15 protein-coding genes are annotated in these 26,215 nt (G+C 70.9%); 8 read left to right on the top strand and 7 right to left on the bottom strand.

The window, feature by feature from the left end; translation table 11 throughout:
* The first annotated feature begins 105 nt into the window (after positions 1–105).
* The 3 genes from ACFWJB_RS34065 to ACFWJB_RS34055 all read left to right on the top strand — a co-directional run bounded on the left by ACFWJB_RS34065 (position 106) and on the right by ACFWJB_RS34055 (position 3,547).
* Positions 106–585: an NUDIX domain-containing protein gene (locus ACFWJB_RS34065; RefSeq protein WP_383146769.1), complete on the top strand. Its 480-nt coding sequence runs from the start codon at positions 106–108 to the stop codon at positions 583–585.
* A 54-nt stretch (positions 586–639) separates the two neighbouring features.
* On the top strand, positions 640–1,440 hold the full coding sequence (locus tag ACFWJB_RS34060) for a 3-hydroxybutyrate dehydrogenase (RefSeq protein ID WP_385468843.1): 801 nt from the start codon (positions 640–642) through the stop codon (positions 1,438–1,440).
* Positions 1,441–1,585: 145 nt separating this feature from the next.
* On the top strand, positions 1,586–3,547 hold the full coding sequence (locus tag ACFWJB_RS34055; protein WP_386927105.1) for a helix-turn-helix domain-containing protein: 1,962 nt from the start codon (positions 1,586–1,588) through the stop codon (positions 3,545–3,547).
* A gap of 40 nt (positions 3,548–3,587) precedes the next feature.
* Here the strand turns inward: ACFWJB_RS34055 and ACFWJB_RS34050 are convergent, their stop codons facing one another.
* The 5 genes from ACFWJB_RS34050 to ACFWJB_RS34030 form a co-directional block, all read right to left on the bottom strand.
* Positions 3,588–4,970 carry an MFS transporter gene (locus ACFWJB_RS34050; RefSeq protein WP_386927103.1) on the bottom strand — a complete coding sequence of 461 codons (1,383 nt, stop codon included), beginning with the start codon at positions 4,968–4,970 and terminating at the stop codon, positions 3,588–3,590.
* A gap of 254 nt (positions 4,971–5,224) precedes the next feature.
* Entirely contained in the window at positions 5,225–5,548 is a 324-nt protein-coding gene (locus ACFWJB_RS34045) for a putative quinol monooxygenase (RefSeq protein WP_386927101.1), read from the bottom strand.
* Positions 5,549–5,614: 66 nt separating this feature from the next.
* The gene (locus ACFWJB_RS34040; RefSeq protein WP_386927099.1) at positions 5,615–6,439 is read right to left on the bottom strand and encodes an alpha/beta fold hydrolase; all 825 of its coding nucleotides are present in this window, start codon (positions 6,437–6,439) and stop codon (positions 5,615–5,617) included.
* 160 nt (positions 6,440–6,599) lie between these two features.
* The gene (locus tag ACFWJB_RS34035) at positions 6,600–9,383 is read right to left on the bottom strand and encodes an ATP-binding protein (RefSeq protein ID WP_386927097.1); all 2,784 of its coding nucleotides are present in this window, start codon (positions 9,381–9,383) and stop codon (positions 6,600–6,602) included.
* Positions 9,384–9,713: 330 nt separating this feature from the next.
* On the bottom strand, positions 9,714–11,171 hold the full coding sequence (locus tag ACFWJB_RS34030; protein ID WP_385468857.1) for an aldehyde dehydrogenase family protein: 1,458 nt from the start codon (positions 11,169–11,171) through the stop codon (positions 9,714–9,716).
* A gap of 380 nt (positions 11,172–11,551) precedes the next feature.
* Here ACFWJB_RS34030 and ACFWJB_RS34025 point away from each other — a divergent pair, with 380 nt between their 5' ends.
* On the top strand, positions 11,552–12,337 hold the full coding sequence (locus tag ACFWJB_RS34025) for a thioesterase II family protein (RefSeq protein ID WP_385468860.1): 786 nt from the start codon (positions 11,552–11,554) through the stop codon (positions 12,335–12,337).
* 78 nt (positions 12,338–12,415) lie between these two features.
* Here ACFWJB_RS34025 and ACFWJB_RS34020 read toward each other — a convergent pair whose 3' ends face one another.
* Positions 12,416–13,969: a long-chain fatty acid--CoA ligase gene (locus ACFWJB_RS34020; RefSeq protein ID WP_386927094.1), complete on the bottom strand. Its 1,554-nt coding sequence runs from the start codon at positions 13,967–13,969 to the stop codon at positions 12,416–12,418.
* A complete protein-coding gene (locus ACFWJB_RS34015) occupies positions 13,966–15,531 on the bottom strand; it encodes an AMP-binding protein (RefSeq protein ID WP_385468866.1) in 1,566 nt (521 codons plus the stop codon). The genes ACFWJB_RS34020 and ACFWJB_RS34015 overlap by 4 nt, the downstream gene beginning before the upstream one ends.
* A gap of 361 nt (positions 15,532–15,892) precedes the next feature.
* Here ACFWJB_RS34015 and hemA point away from each other — a divergent pair, with 361 nt between their 5' ends.
* The 4 genes from hemA to ACFWJB_RS33995 form a co-directional block, all read left to right on the top strand.
* Complete coding sequence (hemA, locus tag ACFWJB_RS34010) at positions 15,893–17,125, top strand: 5-aminolevulinate synthase (RefSeq protein WP_386927092.1); 1,233 nt, start codon at positions 15,893–15,895, stop codon at positions 17,123–17,125.
* Between the two features lie 239 nt (positions 17,126–17,364).
* The gene (locus ACFWJB_RS34005; protein WP_386927090.1) at positions 17,365–18,348 is read left to right on the top strand and encodes an ACP S-malonyltransferase; all 984 of its coding nucleotides are present in this window, start codon (positions 17,365–17,367) and stop codon (positions 18,346–18,348) included.
* On the top strand, positions 18,345–19,412 hold the full coding sequence (locus ACFWJB_RS34000; RefSeq protein ID WP_385468876.1) for an arylcarboxylate reductase: 1,068 nt from the start codon (positions 18,345–18,347) through the stop codon (positions 19,410–19,412). Before ACFWJB_RS34005 ends, ACFWJB_RS34000 begins: the two co-directional genes overlap by 4 nt.
* Before the next feature lie 345 nt (positions 19,413–19,757).
* Positions 19,758–26,215: type I polyketide synthase (locus ACFWJB_RS33995; protein ID WP_386927087.1), on the top strand; the 6,458-nt coding region annotated here is incomplete at its 3' end.

The raw sequence follows: 26,215 nt of genomic DNA, 5'->3' as shown, positions 1-26,215 counted from the left end.
GGGCGCCAGGGCGGAGCCCTGGCAACCGACGACAACGCGGCAGATGTGCGTGCCACACCCCGCGACGCCGGCATGATCCAAACGACAGGCCCTAGGGTCGGGCGCATGGCTACTCCCGACTTCATCCGCGACCTGCGCGCCTCTGCCGGACACCAGCTGCTGTGGCTCCCCGGGGTCACCGCCGTCGTCTTCGACGAGCAGGGGAGGGTGCTGCTGGGCCGGCGGGCCGACAACCGGCGCTGGTCGCTGATCGGCGGCATCCCGGAGCCCGGGGAGCAGCCCGCCGCGTGCGCCGTGCGCGAGGTGGAGGAGGAGACCGCCGTCCGGTGCGTCGTCGAGCGACTCCTCCTCGTCCAGGCACTCGAACCGGTCACGTACGAGAACGGCGACGTCTGCCAGTTCATGGACGTCACGTTCCGCTGCCGGGCGGTCGGCGGTGAGGCCCGGGTGAACGACGACGAGTCGCTGGACGTGGGCTGGTTCGCGGTGGACTCACTGCCGGACCTCGGGGAGTTCGGGCAGTTCCGGATCAAGCAGGCACTGTCCGACGCACCCACATGGTTCGACTCCACTGAATCCGTCTGAACTATGGGGCGTGCCCACATGGGGCCCGGGATGGGCCCTGTCTAGGGTCGGGACATGACCTCGCCCAGTGTCCTCCCGGCTCCCCACGCCTCCCCACTCGACCTCGGCGGCCGCACCGCGCTCGTCACCGGCGCCGCCGGCGGTATCGGACGCGCCTGCGCGCTACGGCTGGCCGCCGCCGGCGCCAAGGTCAGAGCGGTCGACCGGGACGCCGGGGGACTGGACGCGCTCACCGAGCTGGCGGTGGACCTCGCGGGCACCGTCGAGGCGCACGTCCTCGACCTGACCGACCTGGACGCCGCCGAGCACGCGGCCGCCGGCACCGACGTCCTCGTCAACAACGCCGGGCTGCAGATGGTGCGGCCGCTGGAGGAGTTCCCGCCGGACGTCTTCCACACGGTGCTCACCGTCATGCTGGAGGCCCCCTTCCGGCTGATCCGCGGCGCCCTGCCCCACATGTACGGGCAGGGCTGGGGCCGCATCGTGAACGTCTCGTCCGTGCACGGTCTGCGCGCCTCCGCCTACAAGGCCGCCTATGTGTCCGCCAAGCACGGACTGGAGGGGCTGTCCAAGACGGCCGCCCTGGAGGGCGCCGCCCACGGCGTCACCTCCAACTGCGTGAACCCCTCCTACGTTCGCACCCCGCTCGTGGAGAAGCAGATCGCGGACCAGGCCCGCGCGCACGGCATCCCCGAGGAGCAGGTGCTGTCCGAAGTACTGCTCCGGGACAGCGCGCTGCGCCGGCTCATCGAACCGGAGGAGGTCGCCGAGGCGGTGGCGTACCTGTGCGGCCCGCAGGCGTCCTTCGTCACCGGCACCTCCCTCGTCCTGGACGGCGGCTGGACCGCCCACTGAGCCCGGTGACCGCCCGCGTGCGGCGGGGGAGGACGCGGGCGCGGGGCGGGCGCACCACGCGCGTGCCCGCCAGGGCGACGCCCCCGGCGGCCGGGGTTTTCCACAGGGCTGCCGGGCCGACCGTGCGATGGGGAATCCTGTGAGCATGTCCCGCGATCACGCGCAGTCCGCCGAGCGCCCCGTCCACGATGCCGGAGCGCCGGTCCTCCCCGCACCGTCCGCCGGTGCCGAGACGCCCTTCCTGGAGCTGCTGGCCCGGGGAGCCTCCGCCGACGCCTACGAGCAGCCGGTGCTCCTCGCCCGCGCGGACGGCGGACCGGCCGAGTGGGTCACCGCGCTCGAGCGGGCCAAGCTCCTCGCCCTGCGCGTCCGCTCCGAGCTGGAGGGCCGGCGCAGGCGGGAGGCCGAACTGTCGGCCCTGTTCGAGACGGCCCACGATCTCGCCGGACTGCGCGACCTGGACGCCGTCCTGCGCGCGATCGTGCAGCGGGCCCGCTCGCTGCTCGGCACCGACGTGGCCTACCTCAGCCTCAACGACCCCGCTCGCGGCGACACCTACATGCGTGTCACCGAGGGGTCGGTCGCGGCACGCTTCCAGCAGCTGAGGCTCGGCATGGGGGAGGGGCTCGGCGGTCTCGTCGCCCAGACCGCCCGGCCCTACGTCACCGACGACTACTTCAAGGACGCCCGCTTCCAGCACACCCGAACCATCGACACGGGCGTACGCGACGAGGGACTCGTCGCGATCCTCGGCGTGCCCCTGATGCTCGGGCACCACGTCATCGGGGTGCTGTTCGCGGCGGACCGGCGCGCCCGGGTCTTCGAGCGGGAGCAGATCGCCCTGCTCGGTTCCTTCGCGGCCCTGGCGGCCGCGGCCATCGACACCGCGAACCTGCTCGCGGAGACCCGCTCGGCCCTCGCCGAGCTGGAACGGGCCAACGAGATCATCAAGGACCGCAGCGGCGTCATCGAACGCGCCTCCGACGTCCACGACCGGCTCACCGAGCTGGTGCTGCGCGGTGGCGGCGTCCACGACGTGGCCGCAGCGGTCTCCCAGGTCCTGGCCGGCACCGTCGAGTTCGCCGAGGCCGCGGCGGCACCCGTCCGGGCCCTGGAGTCCTCCCGCGCCGAAGGGCACGCGGTGCGGCACGAGGACGACTGGATCGCCGCCGTCGCCGCCGGCGGCGAGCTGCTCGGCGCGCTCGTCCTGCGCGGCCACCCCGGCCTCGACCCCGTGGACCAGCTCACCCTGGAGCGGGCCGCGATGGTCACCTCCCTGCTGCTGCTCGCCCGGCGCTCCGCCGCCGAGGCCGAACAGCGGGTGCGCGGCGAACTGCTGGACGACCTGCTCGACGCCCGCGACCGGGATCCGCGCCTGCTGCGCGAGCGCGCCCGGCGGCTGCACGCCGACCTCGACGCCAGGCACGTCGTCCTCGCAGCCCGCCTCGACGCCCCCGCGCCCGACGCCGACCAGGAGGCGGACGCCCGCCGGCGCCTGTGGGCCGCGGCCTCCCACCTCGCCGCGACCCGGCACGGCCTGGCAGCCGCCCGCGATGGCGGCACCGTCCTGCTGCTGCCCCTCGACGCCCGGGACGGCGCCACGGAGCTGGCCCGCCGCACCGCACGGGACCTGGGCACCGCCGTCCACGAGGCCGTCACCGTCGGCGCCTCGGCCCCCGTAGAGGACCTCGCCGCCCGCCCCGAGACCGTGGCCGCCGCCTACACCGAGGCCAGACGCTGCCTGGACGCCCTGCGGCTGCTGAGCCGCTCGGGGGACGGCGCCGCCGCCGAGGACTTCGGGTTCCTGGGACTGCTCCTGGCCGGCGACCGCGACATAGCCGGCTTCGTCGACCGCACCATCGGCCAGGTCGTGGCCTACGACGAGCGACGCGGCACCGAACTGCTGCGCACCCTCGACGCGTACTTCGCCTGCGGCATGAGCCCCGCGCGCACCAAGGACGAGCTCCACGTCCACGTGAACACGGTCGCGCAGCGGCTGGAGCGCGTGGCCCGTCTCCTCGGCGACGACTGGCAGAGCCCCGCCCGCACGCTGGAGATCCAACTGGCCCTGCGGCTGCACCGGTTGTCGGCCCCGGCACAGCGCTGACCCCCGTACGCGGGGCGTACGGGGGTCAGCGGCGCGACGGTCAGACCGTACGCGCACCCGCGGGGCGGGAGTCGGCCGGCTCCTCCTCCGCCTCCTCCTGTGTGGCCGTCACCTCGGTGAGGTCCCGGTGGCGGGTCTCCTTGGCCACGCCGACGGCGACCAGCGTGAGCAGGACCGAGGCGATGACGTAGAGGGAGATCGGCGTCGAGCTGTCGTACTCGGACAGCAGCGCGGTGGCGATCAGCGGTGCGGGAGCGCCCGCCGCGACCGACGCGAACTGGGCACCGATGGAGGCACCGGAGTAGCGCATCCGGGTCGCGAACATCTCGGAGAAGAACGCCGCCTGGGGTGCGTACATCGCGCCGTGCAGCACCAGGCCCACGGTCACCGCGAGGAGGAGGCTGCCGAAGTTCCCGGAGTCGATGAGCATGAAGAACGGGAACATCCACAGCCCGACGCCGGCGGCTCCCAGCAGGTAGACGGGGCGGCGGCCGATCCGGTCCGACAGCGCGCCCCAGGCCGGGATGACCGCGAAGTGCACGGCCGAGGCGATCAGCACCGCGTTGAGCGCGGTCTGCTTGGAGACGTCGGCCGCGGTGGTGGCGTAGACGAGGATGAAGGCCGTGATGACGTAGTAGCTGATGTTCTCCGCCATCCGCGCGCCCATGGCGATCAGCACGTCACGCCAGTGGTGGCGCAGCACGGCGACCAGCGGGAGCGGTTCGGCGTCCGCCTTGCGGGCCTCCGCCTGCGCCAACGCCCGCTTGAAGACGGGGGATTCGTCGACGGACAGGCGAATCCACAGGCCGACCATGACCAGGACGCCGGAGAGCAGGAACGGTATCCGCCAGCCCCAGCTGTTGAACGCGGCGTCCGACAGCACCGCCGTCAGCAGCGACAGCACACCGGTCGCCAGCAACTGGCCGGCCGGCGCCCCGGTCTGCGGCCACGAGGCCCAGAACCCGCGGCGCTTGGCGTCCCCGTGTTCGGACACCAGCAGCACGGCACCGCCCCACTCACCGCCGAGCGCGAATCCCTGGACGAGCCGCAGCACGGTCAGCAGCACGGGAGCGGCCGTGCCGACGGTCGCGTGCGTCGGCAGCAGCCCGATCGCGAAGGTGGCCCCGCCCATCATCAACAGGCTCAGCACCAGCAGCTTCTTGCGGCCGAGCCGGTCACCGTAGTGACCGAAGACCAACGCGCCGAGCGGGCGGGCGGCGAAGCCGACGGCGTAGGTCAGGAACGACAGCAGGGTGCCGACCAGCGGGTCGGAGTCCGGGAAGAACAGCTTGTTGAAGACGAGGGCGGCGGCGGAACCGTAGAGGAAGAAGTCGTACCACTCGATCGTGGTGCCGATGAGGGACGCGGCGACGATGCGCTTGAGGTTGTTCGGAGCTGGTGGAGCGGCTGCGGGCGACGACATCGGCACCACTTCCTGCGTGTGACGGGGACGTTTGCGTGTCGCCACACCGTAGGAACGTGCTGGTCAGGCGCACATGTGGCGGGGCTACATAGTTCGGGGGTTGGTTATGGTGTGGCCACCATGCCAGTTCATGGAAAGGCCTCTCAAGGCCGGAGCGGGTGCTCCCGGAAAGCGGTCACCGGGAGCACCCAGGGGATTGGTTCGCGGCGGTGCGCTCCGTCGGCGTCGACGCCGACGTCGGCGGGCGTCCTGCTCTAGTGGGCGGGGCGGAACGGGCGCAGCAGGCGGATGCCGTCCTCGATGGATCCGTCGATCAGTTCGAGCATCTGCGGGACGAGTTCCCGCATCCGGGGCGCGGCGAGGTGTGCGTCGAGGTGGACGCGTGTCTCCCAGCGTTCGTAGATGACGAACTCGCCGGGTCGGCCCTCGACTTCGTGGGCCTCGTAGTCGATGTTGCCGGGGTCGTTGCGCGAGGGGGTCACGGCGGCGGTGATGAACGCCTTGAGGTCGTCCTCCCTGCCCGCCTTTGCCTTCGCGTCCCAGACGACGGTCACGTAGCCGGTGGGTGTTGCGGTCATGGTGATTCCTTTTCCGTTCTGTGTCGTGTTCCGTGCTGACGGGCTGTGTGCCGGTACCGAGCCGGGTCAGCTCTTGATGAAGTCGAGGAGGTCTGCGTTGACGGTGTCGGCGTTGACGGTGCACATGCCGTGCGACAGGCCCGGGTAGACCTTCAGGTCCGCGTGCTCGATCAACGTGACCGCCGACCGCGCGGAGTCGGCGATCGGGACGATCTGGTCGTCGTCGCCGTGCAGGAGGAGCGTGGGCACGTCGATCGCCCGGAGGTCGTCGGTGAAGTCCGTCTCCGAGAACGCCCCGATCCCCTCGTGGTGCGCCTGCGCGCTGCCGGCCATCCCCTGGCGCCACCAGTTCTGGATGAGGCCCTGGGAGACGTCCGCGCCCGGACGGTTGAACCCGTAGAACGGCCCGGAGGCGATGTCGAGGTAGAACTGGGAGCGGTCGGTGGCCACGCCCTCGCGGAAGCCGTCGAAGACCTCCACCGGCAGTCCTCCCGGGTTCGATTCGGTCTGGACCATGAGCGGCGGGACCGCTGCGATGAGGACGGCCTTGGCGACCCGGCCGGCACCGTGCCTGGCGACGTACCGGGCGACCTCTCCGCCACCGGCGCAGTGGCCTACGTGGACGACGTCGCGCAGGCCGAGGTGCGCCACCACTGCGGCGGCGTCCGCCGCGTAGCGGTCCATGTCGTGCCCGTGGCCGATCTGGGCGGAGCGCCCGTGCCCGCGCCGGTCGTGGGCGACGACGCGGTAGCCCCGCCGGACGAGGAACAGCAACTGGGCGTCCCAGTCGTCCGAGCTCAGCGGCCAGCCGTGGTGGAACATGACCGGCCGGCCCGAGCCCCAGTCCTTGTAGAAGATCTCGACTCCGTCGCCGGTGGTGACGAACGGCATGGTCCGCTCCTCGTGGTCTCGCCCGGGTACCGGGCGGATTCGATGTCTCCACGAGAATGGCTCGGGCACCGTGCCGACAGCCTCCGTCAGTTGACTGACATCCGGCCGACGGCTCGCTCACGTCAGTACCGGGGCAGTGCCGAGCTCCGACCGGCAGCTCTCACGGCCGGGTGGCCGGAGGCTCGGGAGGCAGCGCCTCCAGAGCGTCGCGGAGCCCGGCCCGCGACGTGATCCCCAGCTTCGGGAACACACGGTAGAGATGCGACGACACCGTCCGCGGCGAAAGGAACAGACGCGACGCGATCTGCGGGTTCGACAGGCCCGTCGCCGCCAGCCTGGCGACCTCCAGCTCCTGCGGGGTGAGGGCCTCACCAGCCTTGCTCCGGCCGGTCCGCGTCATCCCGGTGGCGCGGAGTTCCCCCGCGGCCCGAGCCTCCCACGAACGGGCCCCGAGCTCCTCGAAGCGGCCGCGGGCGGCGGCCAGCTGCACCCGGGCCTCGCGGTTGAGCCCCTGACGGCGCAGCCTCTCGCCGTACGCCAGATGAGCACGGCCGACCTCGAAGGGCCACTGCTCGACGCCCGGCAGCCCAAGCGCGTCCTCGAAGCACCGGACCATGTCCTCGGCAGCCGATGTCATTGCCGTGACCGTGGCCGCGCTCAGCGCGAACCGCGACGAGAGGTGACCGACACCGGCGTCGCGCAGCGCGTCCGCGTGCCGTCGCGCCTCCGCGTGCCGCCCGGAGCGCACGGCGGCCTCGACGAGGTCCGGCGCGGACCACACGGCCTCGGGGTTGAACGGCGGCAGCACACCCGGGGCGCAGATCGCCGTGGCGTGCCGGAACGCCGTCTCGAAGTCGGCGGCGCCGAGGGCCGCCCGGGCCGCCGCCTGGTGGGCGCAGTTCTCCAACCGCCGCAGGCCCCTGGGACCCGACCACCCCCAGATTTCCTCGCAGTGCTCCCGGCACGCGTCGAGGGCGCCGCGCTGGGCCGCGGCCATCGCAGCGACGTAGTGGCCCACCTGGGCGAACAGGTGGTACCCCGTCTCCTCGGACAGTGCGATGAGCTCGTCCGCGGCGCCGGCCGACGCCTGCCACCGGCCGGCGTACAGGTCGTCCATGGCGACGAACATCAGGGCCGGCATGCTCGACCCCACCGCGCCGCCGTCGCGTATGACCCGGGACACGGCCTCGCGACAGCCCGGAAGCCGGTCGAGGTACGAGGCGGTCAGGGCGGTGCGGATGACCACGTCGGCGTCACTCCGGTCCCTGAGCCGCGCGATCTCCTCGTCCAGGCGGCGCAGCATGCCGTCGGTGACGGAGCCGAGGTCGTGGTGGACGCGCCCCAGCGATACCGCGGCGGCGGGCGCCGCCTCGGGGAACCGGGCGAGCACGTCGACCAGAGGCTGCCAGTGCTCGGGCCGGCCCGAGTACTGGCTGGCCAGGGTGAGGGTGAACAGCGCGGTCTCAAGCTCCTCATGCGGCGGTCCGGGCATCACCGGGGCCTGCTCGACCGCCTCCGTCAGGAGTGCGTGGGCCGTATCGGCGTCGCCTTCCGTGACGAGCACCAGGAAGCCGGCCGTCGCGGCCGTTGAGAGCGACCAGGCCGCCGGATTGCCCTCGACCTCACGCATGATCTCGTGGCTGACCTCCAGATGGCCTGTGACCCAGGCGGCGGCATAGGCGGCCTGCGACAGGCGGCGCCTGCGGTCCGCTCGGTCGGGGCTCAGCTCGGCCGCGCGCCGCAATCTCGCTATCGCGCCATCGGCGTCACCGCGCCGCAGGCTGCTCCGGGCCGCCGACTCCACGACGGCGGCGACCGCCTCGTCGGGCGACGTCGTGGCTCTCGCGAGGTGATCACCGCGCCGCTCGGGCTGGTCGGCCAGCGCGTCGGCCAGCTGGCGGTGGGCGCCGCGCCGCTGTTCACCGGTGGAACCGTCGACTACCGCGGACCTGACCAGTGGATGCCTGAAGCGCACCGCGCGGCCGTTCTCCGTGACCATGACCAGGTGGTCACGCTCCGCGGGAGCGAGTTCCTCAAGGCTGCCCGGCCCGCCGGCCGCCTCAAGGACGCCGATGTCGCCGGAGCCCTCAAGAGCCGCGAGCAGCAGTACCTCTCGCGTTCCCCGCGGCAGCCGTCCGACGCGGGCGCCGTACAGAGCGCGGACATCCCGCCCAGGGCCGCTCGCCCACCTCGCCCCTTGGCGGTGTTGGTCGCCGGACACCCCGGTGGACGCTGCGAACTCGAGCAGCGCCAGGGGGTTTCCCTGCGCCTCGTGGGCCACGGTCGAAAGAACCCGGCGGGGAAGGTGAGCAAAGCGCCGGGACAGCAGCCGCAGGGCGTCCGCGTCACCCAGCGGCGCGACCTCGAGCTCCGACAGGCCGGTGGACCGGAAGGATTCGCCGGACTCCGCCCGCTGCGCTCCGAGCAGCCCGATGCGGCGGCCCCCCAGTCTTCTGGCGACGAAGCCCACCGCGGCCCGGCTCGCCTGGTCGACGACGTGAAGGTCATCGACCACGAGGAGCAACGGCCGCTCCTTCGCGGCCTCGTCGAACAGGGACAGTGCCGCGTTCAGGACGGCGATCCGGCTCGGCGCGGGACCGGCGCCGAGACCGAGGGCGACCTCGAGGGCCTCCCGCATGGAACGCGGCAGACGACCGAGCTCGTCCGGCAGCGAGCCGACGAGCTGATGGAGCCCCGCGAAGCTGATGTCCGTCTCGTACTCGACACCGCTCCCGCGGACGACCCGCACTCCCTTCGCGACCGCCAGCTCGGCGGTCGCGTCCAGGAGTGCCGTCTTCCCCACGCCCGGATCACCGGTGAGCAGCAGGACAGCTCCGTCCATCCCGGCCATGTCCAGGAACGCCGCAAGCTCGGCGAGCTCGCCCTCCCGGCCGACCAGCCCGGTCGGGCCGACGCCCGTGCCTGTCCCTGACTTCGCCCACATCCGCCGCGTCCCTCGTCCTGACTCGCGAAGCAGTCGAAACACTAGCCACGCACCTGACCAGGAAGTATCGCACCCACCGGTAAACGGAGCCTGAAGCCATCTGCCTCGCCGACACCCGCAGCTCCAACGCCGGACGGCGGCCGGAACGGTGGGGCCGAGCCGGGGTTCGGCGTTCGCGAACGCGTTCCGGCTCTGCTTACGGAGCGTCTGCCGGGTGAGCAGCACAGCCCGTTCGTCGCTCCGGTGATCGGGATCGACGCCTGGTGCGCCCTTCCCGTGCAGGGGGACGGCCCGGCGCCCAGGTGGGCGTCGGGCCAGGTCATGATCTGATCAGTGAACGGACTGGGTGTGATCCTGCTCCACGTACACCTTGAGGGCCTGGAACTCCTCGATCGCGCGCGGGCCGCACAGGTAGCCGTAACCGCTGCCCTTGACGCCGCCCTCCTCGAAGTCCTCGCTGATGGCTCCCCAGGTGTTGATCCATACCGTGCCGGTGCGGATGCGCCGGGCGACCCGGCGGGCCTTCATCGAGTCCGAGCTGAACACCGAGGCGGCCAGACCGTAGATGGTGGCGTTCGCCTTGACCACGGCGTCGTCCTCGTCGTCGAAGATCTCGAACGTCTGGACCGGACCGAATACCTCTTCCTGCACGAGCCGGACGTCGGTACGGTCCACCTCGATCAGGCTCGGCCGGTAGAACGCGCCGGCGGCCAGCGGGCCGTCGGTGACCACACCGCCGCGCAGCAGCACCGTGCCGTACGAGGTGGCTTCCTCGACGATCGCGTCCACCCGCTGAGCGGACGCCCGGTCGATCACCGGGCCGAGCTGGGCCTTCTCGTCGTCGCCAGACCCGAGCCGCACCTGCGCGAGCGCGGTGGTGAGCCGAGTGCGCACCTGGTCGGCGATGTCCCGGTGAACCAGCACACGGGAGCCGGTGCAGCAGAACTGTCCGTTCATCAGCACCAGCGACTGCACCACGGTGGGGATCACCATGTCCAGATCGGCGTCGGGAAAGATCACCATGGGCGCCTTGCCGCCCAGTTCCAGACCGAGCCGCTTGAGTGTGGTGGAGGCCGCGGCCGCGATATGGCGCCCGACCGGCGTACTGCCGGTGTAGTTGATCACGTCGACCTTGTCCGAGGAGACCAGGAACGGGGCCCCGGTGTTGCCGGACTCGGTGAACACGCTGACCACGCCCGCCGGGATCTCCGGGACCGAGGCCAGGACCTGCGCGAAAAGCTCATTGGTCAGTGCCGTCTGAGCCGGAAGTTTGACCACGACGGTGCAGCCGGCGGCCAGCGCCGGGCCCAACGCCCGCACGGTCAGCATGACGGGGGAGTTCCAGGGAGAAATGATCCCGGCGACACCGAGCGGCTCGGGCACCGAGTGGGTGTACTGGCCGGGTGCCGTCTCGGCGGCGCGCCCGGCGGTCTGGGTGCGCACAGAGGCCGCCGCGTACCGCAGCCACCCGACTGCACCGCTGACCTCCCACGTGGTCTCACCCAGCAGCTTGCCGTTCTCCCGGGACAACATGGCCGCAACCTCGGGTACCCGGGCCTCGAGGGCGTCGGCCAGCCGGCTGAGTGCGGTCGCCCGGAGCGAGGGAGTGCGCGCCCATTCGGTGGTCTCGAACGCGGCGGCGGCTGCGTCCACGGCGGCCGAGGCCTCTGCCTCTCCACCGTCGTAGAACGAGCCGACGACGGTGCCGTCGGCCGGGTTGATCGATTCCAGAACCGAGCCGGAGTTGGTCCACTGTCCGTTGATCCAGTGCCGCGCGATGGTGTTCATGGTCCGCTCCTCGTGATCTCGCCCGGGTACCGGGCGGTTCGATGTCTCCACGAGAGTGGCTCGGCCACCGTGCCGACAGCCTCCGTCAGCTGACTGACATCCGGCCGACGACTCGCTTACGTTGTCCACGAGACGCCCGGCACGCTGTCCGGACGGCACTGCCCGGGCGTCAGCCGCCCGGCCCGGCCGGCGGCTCCCCGCTTCCGGCGCGGGCAGGGGCGGGAGCACGCCCCGGAACCGGAAAAGCGCAGCTCAATCGGGGCGCCCCAGTTCATCCCACAGCGAAAACCTTGAGTGTCGGACGCGGGTCGGGAAGGGTGGGTCCACGAGTGCGTCCTCACCGGAACGCGTTCGCAGGGCGAACAGAACGGACGGAGTACATGGCTGACTCGCACGAGCAGAGGCAACGCTGGATCAGGCGGTTCCACCCCTCGCAGGACAGTGAGGTCACGGTGGTCTGCTTCCCGCACGCGGGCGGATCGGCCAGCTACTTCCTGCCGGTGTCGGCCCGGCTGGCACCTCGGGCCGAGGTGCTGTCCCTGCAGTACCCGGGACGTCAGGACAGGCGGTCCGAGCCTGCTCTCACCAGCGTCGACGCGCTGGTGGACGGGATCACCGAGGCGCTGCGCGACTACGCCGACCGGCCGCTCGTGTTCTTCGGGCACAGCATGGGCGGCACGCTCGCCTTCGAGACCGCCCGGCGCCTGGAGGCCGAGTCCCGGGGCCGGTTGCTGGGACTGGTCGTCTCCGGGCGCAGGTCACCCGGAAGCCGTCGCCAGGACAAGGTGCATCTGATGGACGACGCGGGGTTGATCGAGCAGATACGCAAGCTCCAGGGGACCGACTCGACGCTGCTGGACGACGAGGACGTGGTGCAGATGATCATGCCCGCCCTCCGCGCCGACTACACCGCGGTGGAGCGGTACGCGTACCGCCCCGGACCGGCGCTGAGCTGCCCGCTGTACGTGTACACCGGTGACGCCGACCCGCAGGTGCGCGACGACGAGGCGAAGGGGTGGGCCGAGCACACGCGTGCCGACTTCCGGATCCGCACCTTCACCGGCGGGCACTTCTACCTCGCCGAGCAGAGCGAACAGGTGATCGCCGCCCTGCGGGAGGACCTGGCGGACTTCCGCAAGGGGTCCCGGAGCGACGGCGGAGCCTGATCCGCCGTCACGGGCGAGAAAGGTGCACGCGCCGTCCGCGACGGCGCGTGCACAGGGGACCGGCGGGCCGGCGGGGGATCAGTCCACGACGGCGTAGCGGGCGACGAGTTCCCGCTTCAGCACCTTGCCGCTGGGCCCCAGGGGGAAGTCCGTCACGAACTCCACCCGTCGCGGGTACTTGTGCGCGGCCATCCGTTCCCGACTCCAGGACACGATGCCGGCGGCGAGCACCGGGTCGGGCACCGTGCCCGGCCGTGTCCGCACCACGGCGCACACCTCCTCGCCGTACCTGTCGTCGGGCACGCCGATGACGGCGACCTGCGCGATGCCCGGATGGCGCATCAGCACGTCCTCCACCTCGCGGGGATAGACGTTGTAGCCGCCGCGCAGCACCATGTCCTTCTTGCGGTCGACGAGCGTCAGGTAGCCGTCGGCGTCCTTGGTCCCCAGGTCACCCGTGCGGAACCAGCCGTCGACCAGCACGGCCGCGGTGGCCTCCGGCCGGTTGAGGTAGCCGGCCATCACATTGTGGCCGCGGACGACGATCTCGCCCACCTCCCCGGACGGCAGCAGCTCGACGCGGTCCTCGACGCCGGCCGCGGCGATCTCCGCCTCGACACCCCAGATGGGGCGGCCCACCGTGCCGGGCCTGCGCGGCCACGCCTTCTGGTTGTACGCCACCACCGGTGACGTCTCGGTGAGACCGTAACCCTCGTAGATCGGGCAGCCGAAGACCTCCTGGAAGTCCTCCAGAACCTTGACCGGCAACGCCGAACCGCCGGAGAAGGCGCGGTCGAGGGCGGGACGGCGGGCGTCCTCGGCGGCGGCGTCCAGGAGGGCCAGGTACATGGTCGGGACGCCCATGAAGACGGTGCAGCCCTCGGTGACCATGAGGTCGAGCGCGCCACGCCCGTCGAAGCGGCTCATCAGGACCAGGGTCCCGCCGGCGAGGAAGCAGGCGCTCATGCCGCAGGTCTGGCCGAAGGTGTGGAACAGGGGCAGGCAGCCCAGCAGCACGTCGTCGGGGGTCAGGTCGAACGGCGAGCGCATCGTCGTGCTGATGTTCATCACCAGATTGAGGTGGGTGATCATCGCGCCCTTGGGCCGGCCGGTGGTGCCCGAGGTGTACAGCACCAGGGCCAGGTCGCCGGGCGACCGCGGCGTCAGGCGGTCCAGCGGGTCGGCGTGTTCGGCGAGGACGTCCAGGCGCGGCGGACCGTCGGCGCCGTCCGTGCCGCCCTCCGCCATGACCGTGAGCAGTTCGACACCGGTCATCTCCGCCGCCTTGGCGCCCTCCGTCAGCATCGGGCCCGCGCACACCAGGGCCCTCGCCTCGGAGTCGCGGAGCACGTGGGCGATCTCGTCGGCGCGCAGCAGGCCGTGCACCGGGACCGCCACGGCACCGAGCGCCAGTACCCCGTAATACACCATCGGGAAGTGCGGGGTGTTGGGCAGCAGCAGGGCGATCCGGTCACCGGGACGTACGCCGTGGTCCCGCAGCACCGCGGCGTACCGGCGGGTGGCGTGCCACAGCCGCGCGTAGGTGATCCGCTCCGAGCCGAAGACGAGCGCGGGGTGGTCGGGGCGCCGTTCGGCGGACTCGGCGAGGACGGAAGCGGCCGTCAGCGTCATGCCGCACCGGTGTGCCGGGCGGCCAGAGCCTGCTTGTCCGGCTTGCCCGCGCCGGTCAGGGGCAGCGTGTCGTGGAAGGTGACCGCGGCGGGAACGTGCTTCGGGGACAGCTCGGCGGCGACGTGGCCGACCAGGGTGCCGGCGTCGGCGGTGCCGCCCGGCCGGATCACGACGGCGGCGTGGATGTGCTCCACGCGGTCGTCGTCGACCACGCAGTAGACCGCGGCCTGCCTGACCTCCGGGTGGGACAGCAGGGCGTTCTCGACGTCCGTGGGCTGGACCTTGATGCCGTTTGTCTTCATCACCTCGCCCAGCCGGCCGTGCAGGCGCAGATAGCCCTTCTCGTCGACGGAGCCGAGGTCACCGGTGTGCACCCAGCCGTCGCGGACGGCCTCGGCGGTGAGCTCCGGCTCGCCCCAGTAGCCGAGCATGTTGAACGGGGTGCGCACGCACACCTCGCCGACCTCGCCGGGCGGCAGGTCACGGTGGTCGTCCGGGTCGAGGACGCGGACCTCGGCGGTCAGCCGCCCGACGGTGTGGCGGAGCTCGGGGTCGAAGTGGTCCGGGGGGAGCAGCACGCTGATGCCGCTGGTCTCCGTGGTGCCGTAGAACTGCAGGAGCACCGGGCCGAACACCTCGATCGCCTCGGCCAGCCGTGCCGGGGAGGCGGCGCAGCCGCCGTAGGAGATGATCCGGATGCTCGACCGGTCGGTGGTGGCGATGTCGGGATGGTCGACCAGCATGTACAGCTGCGGCGGGGTGAGCGTCAGCGCGGAGACGCGGTGCCGTTCCACCGCGCGCAGCACCGCGCCCGGCTCGAATCCGTCGTGCAGGACGACCGTTCCCCCGGAGGCGAGGGCGAGGTCGACGCCGGAGCCGTTGGAGTGGCTCACCGGCAGGGTCGACAGGTACACGATGGGTTCGGGGGACTGAAGGCCCGCCATGAGATAGAGGCTGCGCACGCGGTACGGCAGGGTGACGCCCTTGGGCCTGCCGCTGGTGCCACTGGTGAACAGCACCACGGCGGGCGTCTCCGGGTCGGCCTCGACGGCCTCCAGGTCGAAGGCGTCCGGGTCGCCCGAGGACAGGTCCAGGACGTCGGGCCCGAGGTCGCCGAGCGCGGCGAGCCGCGGCGGTGCGGAGAGCCGGCCGGCCAGCTCACGGGCCGCGTCGAGGTTCTCCTTGTCCACGGCCAGGAACGTCGCGCCGGTCCCGCTGAGGATCTCGTGCCGGGCGGCTGCGGCCAGTTGGTCTGAGGGGTCCACGGCGTTCGTGGAGTGCAGGTGCACCACGGTGGCCCCGGCGAGGTTGGCCGCATAGCGCAGGATGATGGTCGCCGGGGTATTGGTGACGGTGAGCACCGCCACGATCGGAGTCGTACCGTCCGCGATCCCGTCCGGGTCCTGCGAGAAGCTGCGGCTCAGAAGTTCCGCTGCCGTGAGAACCGCCCGGGAGAACTGGCCCGCAGTCAACTCCTCGCCTTCGCGCCACAGGGCGGTCCGGTCCGGATCGGACGCCAGCGCCTCAAGTACCCGGCGGGCGTAATTCTCGTTCGATGACACCGAAACTCCACTCCATCGACCCGATTCTGGTCGGTGCAGGATTGCATGATCGCATGGGTATGACAACAGGTCATGAGTTACCGTCAGCTTCCCCGACTTGTCCGGGTTGCCGTTTATGCGTTTCGCCTCGTCGCTTTCATGGGTAGGTTGGACGCCGACGGTGGGCTGATGATAGACAAGAGTTACTCTCGCGCACCTCCTCGAATTGGGGAAGGTCAGCCGCAATTACCCCGCACGATTCCGCCGTGTTGCGTCCGTGCCGGGGGGCGAGAAACAGCCATCGGCGCGAGTTTCAGCCAGCTCCACGCAGTCGCCTGTAGTTGTACGTGGCCTCGGACGGCCCGAAACGAAGCGAGTAGACGTGACCCAATACCTGGACCTCTTTTCACGCCTCATAGAGGGCTCTGTCGGGGGAAAGAGAGAGTTCCTGGAGATCGGACGGCTCGCCGGGAGGTTCCCCGCGGCCAGTGTGCGCACCGGCGGGGACGCGGACAGCATCAGCGTCTGGTGCAGCAACGACTACCTCGGCATGGGCCAGCACCCCGCGGTGCTGGCGGCCATGAAGGAGGCGGTCGACAAGTACGGTGCCGGCGCCGGAGGTTCGCGCAACATCGGCGGCACCAACCACTACCACGTGCTGCTCGAGGAGGAGCTCGCCGCGCTCCACGGCAAGGACGACGCCCTGCTGTTCACCTCCGGCTACACCGCCAACGACGGTGCGCTGTCCGTCATCGCCGGCCGCATGGAGGGCTGCGTCGTCTTCTCCGACGCCCTCAACCACGCCTCCGTCATCGACGGCCTGCGCCACAGCCGCGCCCAGAAGCAGATCTTCCGGCACAACGACACCGCGCATCTCGAGGAGCTGATCGCGGCGGCCGACCCGGACGTCCCCAAGCTCGTCGTCGCCGAGTCCGTGTACTCGATGAACGGTGACATCGCCCCCCTGGCGGAACTCGCCGACATCGCCAAGCGATACGGGGCGATGACCTACATCGACGAGGTGCACGCCGTGGGCATGTACGGCCCGCAGGGCGCCGGCATCGCGGCCCGGGAGGGCATCGCCGACGAGTTCACCGTGGTCATGGGCACCCTCGCCAAGGGCTTCGGCACCACCGGAGGCTACATCGCCGGTCCCCGCGAAGTGATCGAGGCGGTGCGCATGTTCTCCCGCTCCTTCATCTTCACCACCGCGCTGCCGCCCGCCGTGGCCGCCGGCGCCCTGGCCGCCGTGCGCCATCTGAGGTCCTCCGAGACCGAGCGGGAGCGACTGTGGTCAAACGCACAGTCGATGCACCGCCTGCTGAACGAACGCGGCATTCCCTTCATCTCGGACCAGACGCACATCGTGTCCGTCCTGGTGCGCGACGAGGAGCTGTGCAAGCGAATGTCCGCGCTGCTGCTGGACCGGCACGGGATGTACGTACAGGCGATCAACGCGCCCAGCGTGCGGGTCGGCGAGGAGATCCTGCGGGTCGCTCCCGGGGCCGTGCACACGGCCGACGAGGTCCGGGGCTTCGTCGACGCGCTGGACCAGGTGTGGGCGGAACTGGGCGCCGACCGCCTGCCGGCCGGTCCGGACGCGAGCCGTAACTGACCCTCGCCCCGGCCCCCGCCGACGGTGTCCTGACAGCCTGTCAAGCGCTTTTCCTGGCACGGGCGTTGCTTGACACGAGATCGTCGGCGGGGGTTGGATGAGATTATCGAACGGCTAAACGACCTGTAGGTAGATGTAACCAGCAAGGCAGTGGTGGCTCCCTTGTGGGAGCCGTACCACAATGAGCCGCTCTGCGGCACACCCTCCCTGACCGGGAAGGGTGGGAACGGGGGTTCTGGGTGACGCTTGCGTATGTCCTCGATGGCGGCATGAATGACCGACCAGGGGCCGGTGCCGAACTGTACGAGCTCTTTCCGAGCGTGCAGCGGACCTATGCGCAGATAGCGGACTGGACCGGCATCGAAGTTCAGCGAATTTTCCATGAACAAAGAGAGCCGGGACAGGAGCATCGTCAAGGAGTCGGTGCCATTCGGCAAGCGGCGGCCGTATTCGGAATTGCCGACGTACTCGCCGAAGAGTACGCGATAACGCCGACCGCGGTATGCGGGCTCAGTTTCGGTGCACTTGTCGCCGCAAGCCTCGCCGGAGCGGTGGAACGCCGCGATCTCTTCACCTTGCTGATGCGCTTCAGAGAAGTCCCGCCACCCTCCTCGACGGAATCCCGGCGACAAGCCGTCGCCATGCTGCGTATTCCCTTCGAAACCGATCCCGCGGCCTTCGTGGCGGACGTCGCCGACGTCCACCTCTCCGCCGACCTGGGCCGCGTCGGCGCCGGCAGCGAACGCATGGTGCTGCTCGGCGGCTACCGGGAAGCGCTCGAAGGCTTCGGCGCGACCCTGCCGCCCGGCGCCCTGCACGTCTCCGACGACCACGGAGCGGCCTTCCACTCCCCGCTGCAGCGGCACGTCACGGAGTTCATCGAACCCACGCTGGAGTCCATGACCTTCCGGGACCCACGCGTGCCCGTCCACTCGTGCATGGAGCGCAAGACGCTCACCACGGGCGAGGAGATCCGCGACCTGTTCCGCCGCAACCCGACCGACCCGGTGAGCGTGCCCCACATGGTCGGCGGTCTGGAGGACGCCGACACCGAGCTCGGCCTGGTCCTCGGCCCCGCCGCCTTCGGAACCTTCCAGAACGCCGGCTTCCCCGTGGTCCACGTGGAGTCCCCGGACCACGTCTTCGAGGCGATGACCGCGGTCTACGACTTCGGCATCGAACTGCCCCCCGTGGACGACGCAGTGATGGGAAGCCCCCGATGACGGACATGACCTCCCTCGTCGACGAGTGGCTGGACCAGGACATCGACGCCTGGACACGCCGCGTCGTCCGCCGCCACTTCGACCCCGACACGGGCAGCCCGTACTGGCTCAAGCGCGCCGCCGAACTCGCCGTCGACCCCGCGGACATCACCCGGTACGACGACCTCGCCGCCTTCGGGCCGATGCCGCTCGGCGAACTGCGCACGCTCGACCCGGCCGACCTCGTCCCGCAGGCCGTCCCCCGGCCCCTGGGAGGACGCGTCTGGGACTCCGGCGGCACCACGGGCAGCCCCTGCCGCGTCTTCTACACCGAGCCGATGCTCGTGCAGCGCGCCGCCTGGCGCCGCTGGGTCATCGAACGCGAGGGCTTCGCCCCCGGCCGCTGCTGGCTCCAGGCCACCCCCACCGGCCCCCACCTCATCGGTCAGGGAGCCGTGGACCTGGCGGAGCTCTACGACGGCCGCGTCTACGGCATCGACTTCGACCCCCGCTGGGTCAAGCGGCTGCTGCGCGGCGGCAGACTCAAGGAAGCCCAGGAGTACACCACCCACCTCGTCGAGCAGATGGCCGCCGTGCTGGAGAGCCAGCCCGTGGACTACCTCGTCACCACCCCGGCCCTGCTCCAGGCGTTCATCAAGGCCCGGCCCGAACTGGTGGCCCGGCTGAGCGGGGTACGGCTCAGCGGCACCCACGCCACCCCGGCGATGCGCCGCGCGTTCCACGAGGCGCTCGGCGGCGGACTCGTCGTCGTCACCTACGCCAACACCTTCGGCAACACCGTCGCCCTCCCCGTCGAGAACGACGGCACGCTCATGCCCTACCTGCCCAACTACCCGCAGGTGACGATGTCGGTCGTCGACACGAACGACTGGTCGAAGGTCGTCGCCTACGGCGAACAGGGACAAGTCCGGCTGACCGTCCTGCACGACGACCTCTTCCTGCCGAACATCCTGGAACGCGACCTCGCCGTCCGGTACGACACCGGCGACGCCTGGCCGTGCGACGGCGTCGCCAACGTACGACCCCTCCAGGTCGTACGGTCCGCGCCGGAGGGGATCTACTAGACCGAACGCCGGGGCTTCGCACGGCCGACGCCCGCCCCGCCCCCCGGCCCGCACCGTCCGACACCGAGTGAGCGCCGCGGCCGTGCGCTCCGGGCCCCACTGCCGTGGCCCGGCGCGCCCCGCACCGCCCTCCTCCGTCCGCCGGGACGCGGCGGCACGGCGCACACGCGCGCCGGCGCCCGTGCCCGACGCACTCGCCCACCGGGCGCCGACCCGCGCCCACCGGCCGGCTCCGGACGGGCCGCGGTGCCCCCGACTGCAATCCGACCACCGTCAGCCACCGGAACCGGGAGCGGCATCCTGTCGCGCCCGGCCTCCCACGTCCTGGTTCAGGGAGTCATGTTCATGAAGCGTTCTGAGACCGCCGTCGCACACCCGGCGGACGCTCCGATCGCCGTCGTCGGACTCTCCTGCCGCCTTCCCGGAGCACCCGACCCCACCGCCTTCCGGAACCTGCTGCGCGACGGCGTCGACGCCATCACGGACGTGCCCCGTGAGCGCTGGAACGCCGAGGAACTGGACGACGAGGACACCGACCGGCCCGGCACGGTCCACACCAGGCGCGGCGGCTTCCTGAACCAGGACGACATCGACCACTTCGACGCGGCCTTCTTCGGCATATCGCCCCGCGAAGCGGCCGCCATGGACCCCCAGCAACGCCTCGTACTGGAACTGACCTGGGAGGCCCTGGAGGACGCGGGCATCGTCCCGGACCGCCTCCGCGCCACCGACACCGGCGTCTACATGGGTGTCATCGCCGACGACTACGCCACGCTGCAGCACCGGCGAGGCGTCGACGCCATCGACCGGCACAGCTTCACCGGACTGCACCGCAGCCTCATCGCCAACCGCGTCTCCTACCATCTCGGACTGCGCGGCCCCAGCCTGACCCTCGACGCCGGCCAGGCCTCCTCCCTCGTCGCCGTCCACCTGGCCTGCGACAGCCTGCGCCGCGGCGAGAGCACCGTCGCCGTCGCAGGCGGCGTCAACCTCATACTGGCACCCGAAAGCAGCGTCAGCGTCGCCAAGTTCGGCGGCCTGTCACCCGACGGCGTCAGCTACACCTTCGACGCCCGCGCGAACGGCTACGTACGAGGTGAGGGCGGTGGCGCCGTCGTCCTCAAGCCCCTGTCCGCCGCCCTCGCCGACGGCGACCCCGTGTACTGCGTCATCCGCGGCAGCGCCGTCAACAACGACGGCGGCGGCACCCACCTCACCACCCCCCACCAGGCCGCCCAGGAAGACGTGCTGCGCCGCGCCTACCAGCAGGCCGGCGTGGACCCCTCCCGTGTCCAGTACGTCGAACTCCACGGCACGGGCACGAAGACCGGCGACCCGATCGAGGCCGCGGCCCTCGGCACCGTCCTGGGCAGCGCCCGCCGCACCGGCGCACCGCTGCTGGTCGGCTCCGCCAAGACGAACGTCGGCCACCTGGAGGGTGCCGCGGGCATCGTCGGCTTCATCAAGACGGCCCTCGGCCTCAAACACGGCGAACTCTTCCCCAGCCTCAACTACCGCACCCCGAACCCCGACATCCCGCTGGACACGCTCAACCTGCGCGTCCAGACGGAGACACGGGCCTGGAGCGTCGACCCGGACACGGACGGACCCCGCACCGCGGGAGTCAGCGCCATCAGCGTGGGCGGGACGAACTGCCACGTGGTTCTGGAGCAGGCTCCGGCTGCCGAGGAGGAGCCGGCGACAGAGTCCGCTTCGGGTGTCGCGCCGGTGGTGGTGCCGTGGGTGGTGTCGGGGAAGTCCGAGGCGGCGCTGCGGGCTCAGGCCGGGCGTCTGGCCTCGTTCGTCAGGGGCCGGGCGGACCTGTCGCCGGTGGATGTCGGGCTGTCGTTGGTGACGACTCGGTCGGTGTTCGAGCACCGGGCCGTGGTCCTGGACGGTGCGGACGGGCTTGGGGCGCTGGCCGAGGGGCGTGAGTCCGCGGGTGTGGTGTGGGGGAGTGCGGCCGGTGCTGATGGCCGTGCGGTGTTCGTGTTCCCGGGGCAGGGTTCGCAGTGGGCCGGAATGGCGGCCGAACTGCTGGAGTCCTCGCCTGTCTTCGCGGAGCGGATGGGTGAGTGCGCGGCGGCTCTCGAGCCGTATGTGGACTGGTCGTTGACTGACCTCGTCCGTGACACCGGTGGTGACGCCTGGCTGGGTCAGGTGGATGTGGTGCAGCCGGTGCTGTGGGCCGTCATGGTGTCCCTGGCCGAGGTCTGGCGTTCCCACGGTGTCGAGCCGGCCGCGGTGATCGGTCATTCGCAGGGTGAGATCGCGGCCGCGTGTGTGGCGGGTGCGCTGTCGATCCAGGACGCGGCGAAGGTGGTGGCGCTGCGCAGCAAGGCCATCCGGGCCCTGTCCGGGCGGGGTGGCATGGTCTCCGTCTCCTTGAGCGCCGACGAGGTCGGCGAGCGGCTGTCGGCTTGGGGTGGTCGTCTGTCGGTGGCGGCGGTCAACGGCCCCGCTGTGGTGGTCGTGTCCGGTGACGCGGACGCCCTTGACGAGTTGCTGGCGGCCTGTGAGGCCGAGGGAGTACGGGCTCGTCGCGTGGCCGTGGACTACGCCTCGCACTGTGCGCATGTGGAGGAGATCGAGGACGTTCTCCTACGGGAGTTGGCCGGGATCGCTCCGCAGCCGTCCACCGTGCCGTTCTACTCCACGGTGACTGCAGGGGTCCTGGACACGTCGTCGCTGGACGCGGGTTACTGGTATCGCAATCTGCGTCAGACGGTCCGTTTCGCCGACACGCTGCGTGCCCTCCTGGACGACGGTTTCCGTCTGTTCGTGGAGTCCAGTGCGCACCCGGTGCTGACGATGGGCGTCGAGCAGACCGCCGAGACGCACATCAACACCCCTGTCACGGCAGTGGGTTCACTGCGCCGCGGCGAAGGTGGCCTGGAGCGTTTCCTGACCTCTGCCGCGGAGGCGTTCGTCGGCGGTGCGGCCGTCGACTGGGCGGGAGTGTTCGCGGGTACGGGTGCCCGCCGGGTCGATCTGCCCACCTATGCCTTCCAACGTCGTCGCCACTGGCTGGACGCGGAGCCCGGCCGTGGAAGCGAGTGGGTGGTTGAGCGGGTGGCCGAGCGAGCGACTGAGCCCGTCGAGGCCAGTACGTCACCGCTCAGGCGACGCCTGGCCGCACTGGGTGAGGACGAGCAGGCGGACCTCCTCCTGGAACTCGTTCGCATCCAGGTCGCCACGACACTGGGTTACGAGGGGCCCGACGCGGTAGACGCTGGACGGACCTTCAAGGAGCTGGGCTTCGACTCACTGGGAGCCGTCGAGTTCCGCAACCGGCTGAATGCCACGACCGGCCTGCGGCTGCAGACCACCGCGCTGTTCGACTACCCCACGCCGGCAGTCCTCGCGCGCCGTCTGAAGACACTCTTCCTCGGCGCGGAGCGGCCGAACAGCGCCCCGTCAAGGGCCACCGTGACCCACGACGAACCCATCGCGATCGTGGGAATGGGCTGCCGGTTCCCGGGTGGCGTGCAATCGCCGGAAGACCTGTGGCAGTTGATCACTTCCGACGGCGACGCCATCGGCGAGTTCCCCAGGGACCGTGGCTGGGATCTGTCCGCTCTCTATTCACCGGACCGGGACCGGCCGGGCTCCACGTACGCGCGTGAGGGTGGTTTCCTTCACGACGCCGGCGACTTCGACCCCGGGTTCTTCGGTATCTCGCCGCGTGAGGCGTTGGCCATGGATCCGCAGCAGCGGTTGTTGCTGGAGACGTCCTGGGAGGCTTTCGAGCGGGCCGGTATCGCGCTGAACGGTCACGGGACGCGCGAGACGGGAGTCTTCGTCGGCGCGATGTCTCAGGACTACGGCCCCCGCATGCACGACGCCTCGGACGGCCTCCAGGGGTACCTCCTCACCGGAAGCAGCGTCAGTGCCGCTTCGGGGCGGATCTCCTACACGTTCGGGTTCGAGGGACCTGCGGTGACGGTGGACACGGCGTGTTCGTCGTCGCTGGTGGCGTTGCATCTGGCGGTGCAGTCGCTGCGGCAGGGGGAGTGCTCGTTGGCGTTGGCCGGTGGCGTGACCGTCATGGCGAGTCCCGGCATCTTCGTGGAGTTCGGCCGCCAGCAAGGCATGGCTTCGGACGGCCGGTGCAAGGCGTTCGCCGCGGGCGCGGACGGCACCGGCTGGGCCGAGGGTGCCGGGATGCTGGTGCTGGAGCGGTTGTCGGACGCGCGGCGGAACGGGCACAGGGTGCTGGCCGTGGTGCGGGGTTCGGCTGTCAATCAGGATGGTGCGAGCAATGGTCTGACGGCGCCGAACGGTCCGTCGCAGCAGCGGGTGATCAGGGCAGCGCTGGCCAATGCCGGGTTGTCGGCCGCCGAGGTCGATGCGGTGGAGGCGCACGGCACGGGCACCAAGCTGGGTGACCCGATCGAGGCGCAGGCGCTGCTGGCGACTTATGGCCAGGACCGTCCGGAGGACCGCCCGCTGCGGCTGGGCTCCCTCAAGTCGAACATCGGACACACCCAGGCCGCGGCGGGTGTCGCGGGTGTGATGAAGATGGTGCTGGCGATGCGGCACGGCACGCTGCCCCGCACCCTGCACATCGACGAGCCGTCGACCCACGTGGACTGGTCGTCCGGCGCCGTCGAACTGCTGACGGATGCGATGCCGTGGCCGGAGGGTGAGGAACCTCGTCGGGCGGGTGTGTCGTCGTTCGGCATCAGCGGGACGAACGCGCATGTGGTTCTGGAGCAGGCTCCGGCTGTCGTGGAGGAGCCTGCTGCGGAGTCTTCGCCGGGTGTTTCGCCTGTGGTGGTGCCGTGGGTGGTGTCGGGGAAGTCCGAGGCCGTGTTGCGGGCGCAGGCCGGGCGACTGGCCGAGGCTGTGAGTCAGGCCGAGCTTGCGTCGGTGGATGTGGGTTGGTCGTTGGTGTCGGCGCGGTCGGTGTTCGAGCACCGTGCCGTCGTCCTGGACGGGCTGGCTGGTTTGGGGGTGCTGGCCGAGGGCGGTGAGTCCGCGGGCGTGGTGCGGGGGCAGGTGGTGCCGGGTCGGCTGGCGGTGCTGTTCTCGGGTCAGGGCAGTCAGCGGGTCGGTATGGGCCGGGAGTTGTATGAGGCCTTCCCGGTGTTCGCCGAGGCGTTCGATGAGGTGTGCGCGGGCTTCGACGGTCTGTTGGAGCGGCCGTTGCGTGAGGTGGTCTTCAGCGGAGACAGCTCGGTGTTGGATGCGACGGAGTTCACGCAGTGTGCTCTGTTCGCGGTCGAGGTGGCGTTGTTCCGGTTGGTGTCGTCGTGGGGTGTGCGTCCTGATGTGGTGGGCGGGCATTCCATCGGCGAGCTGGCTGCTGCCCATGTGGCCGGTGTGTGGTCCCTCGAGGATGCGTGTGTGCTGGTGGCGGCGCGTGGCCGGTTGATGCAGGCGTTGCCCGCTGGTGGGGCGATGCTGGCGGTGGAGGCCGAGGAGTCGGTGGTCCGGGCTGCGCTGGCGGACCGTGACGGTGTGGATGTCGCGGCGGTCAACGGCCCCACTGCTGTGGTCGTCTCCGGTGCGGCGACGGAAGTCTCGGAGTTGGAGGAGTTGTGGCGGGGTGAGGGTCGGCGGGTGCGTCGGCTGCGGGTCTCGCATGCGTTCCATTCGCTGTTGATGGAGCCGATGCTGGCCGAGTTCCGCGAGGTTGCCCGGTCGGTGGCCTACGAGGCGCCGAAGCTGGCGGTTCTGTCGAACGTGACGGGTGGGCTGGCGGATGCGGCTGTGGTGTGTGACCCGGAGTACTGGGTGCGGCACGTGAGGGAAGCGGTGCGCTTCGCCGACGGAGTGACACACCTGGCCGAGCAGGGAGTGACGGCTTGCCTGGAGCTGGGTCCGGACGGTGTCCTGTCCGGGATGGGCGCGGAATGCGTGCCGCAGATGCCGTTCACCCCGGTGCTGCGCAAGGACCGTGACGAATCGCAGTCGCTGGTGCGGGCCCTGGCGGAGGTGTTCGTCCGAGGCCATGCGGTGGACTGGGCGGCGTTCCTTGCCCCGTCCCGTCCTCGGCTGGTGGACCTGCCCACCTACGCCTTCCAGCGAGAGCGGTACTGGATCCAGCCCACCAAGCCCCAGTTGAGTGCCTCGCTCGACTCGGAAACCTGGCGTTATCGGGTGGTGTGGTCTCCGGTGGCGGTGGGTTCTGGTGTGTTGTCGGGGGCGTGGCTGGTGGTGGTGCCGGCTGGGTCTGCTGGTGATGCGTGGGTGGGTGAGTGTGTCGCGGGTTTGGCGCGGTGTGGTGCGCGGCCTGTGGTGTTGGAGCTTGGTGGGCGTGAGTGCGGTCGTGATGTGGTGGCCGGGCGGTTGCGTGGGGTGCTGGCTGGTGAGCCGGATGGGTTCGCCGGTGTGGTGTCGTTGCTGGCTTTGGCGTCGGGCCGGGATGCGGAGTTCGGTGCGGTTCCGGTGTCCGTCGCCCTCACGCTGGGGCTGGTGCAGGCCCTGGGTGATGTGGGTGTCGAGGCCCGGTTGTGGTGTGTGACCCGGGGTGCCGTGGCGGTGTCCGCGTCGGAGCAGGTCAGCGAGCTTGATCAGTCGCAGGTGTGGGGTTTGGGCCGGGTGGCTGGTTTGGAGCTGGCTGGTCGGTGGGGTGGTGTGGTTGATCTGCCTGGGGTGGTGGATGCCCGGTTGGCGGGGCGTCTGGCGGGGGTGTTTGCCTCGGGTGAGGGTGAGGTGGCTGTTCGTGCTGCGGGGGTGTTCGGGCGGCGTGTGATCCGTGCCGGTGGTGCGGGTGGTGCTGCTGGTGTTGGTGGTGCTGGTTCTTGGCGGGTGTCGGGGACGGTGCTGGTGACGGGTGGCACGGGTGGTCTGGGTCG

This window comes from Streptomyces sp. NPDC127100 (assembly GCF_042724095.1).
GTDB lineage: Bacteria > Actinomycetota > Actinomycetes > Streptomycetales > Streptomycetaceae > Streptomyces.
The sequence above is the reverse complement of the archived record's forward strand: the minus strand, read 5'-3'. Positions and strand labels throughout refer to the sequence as shown.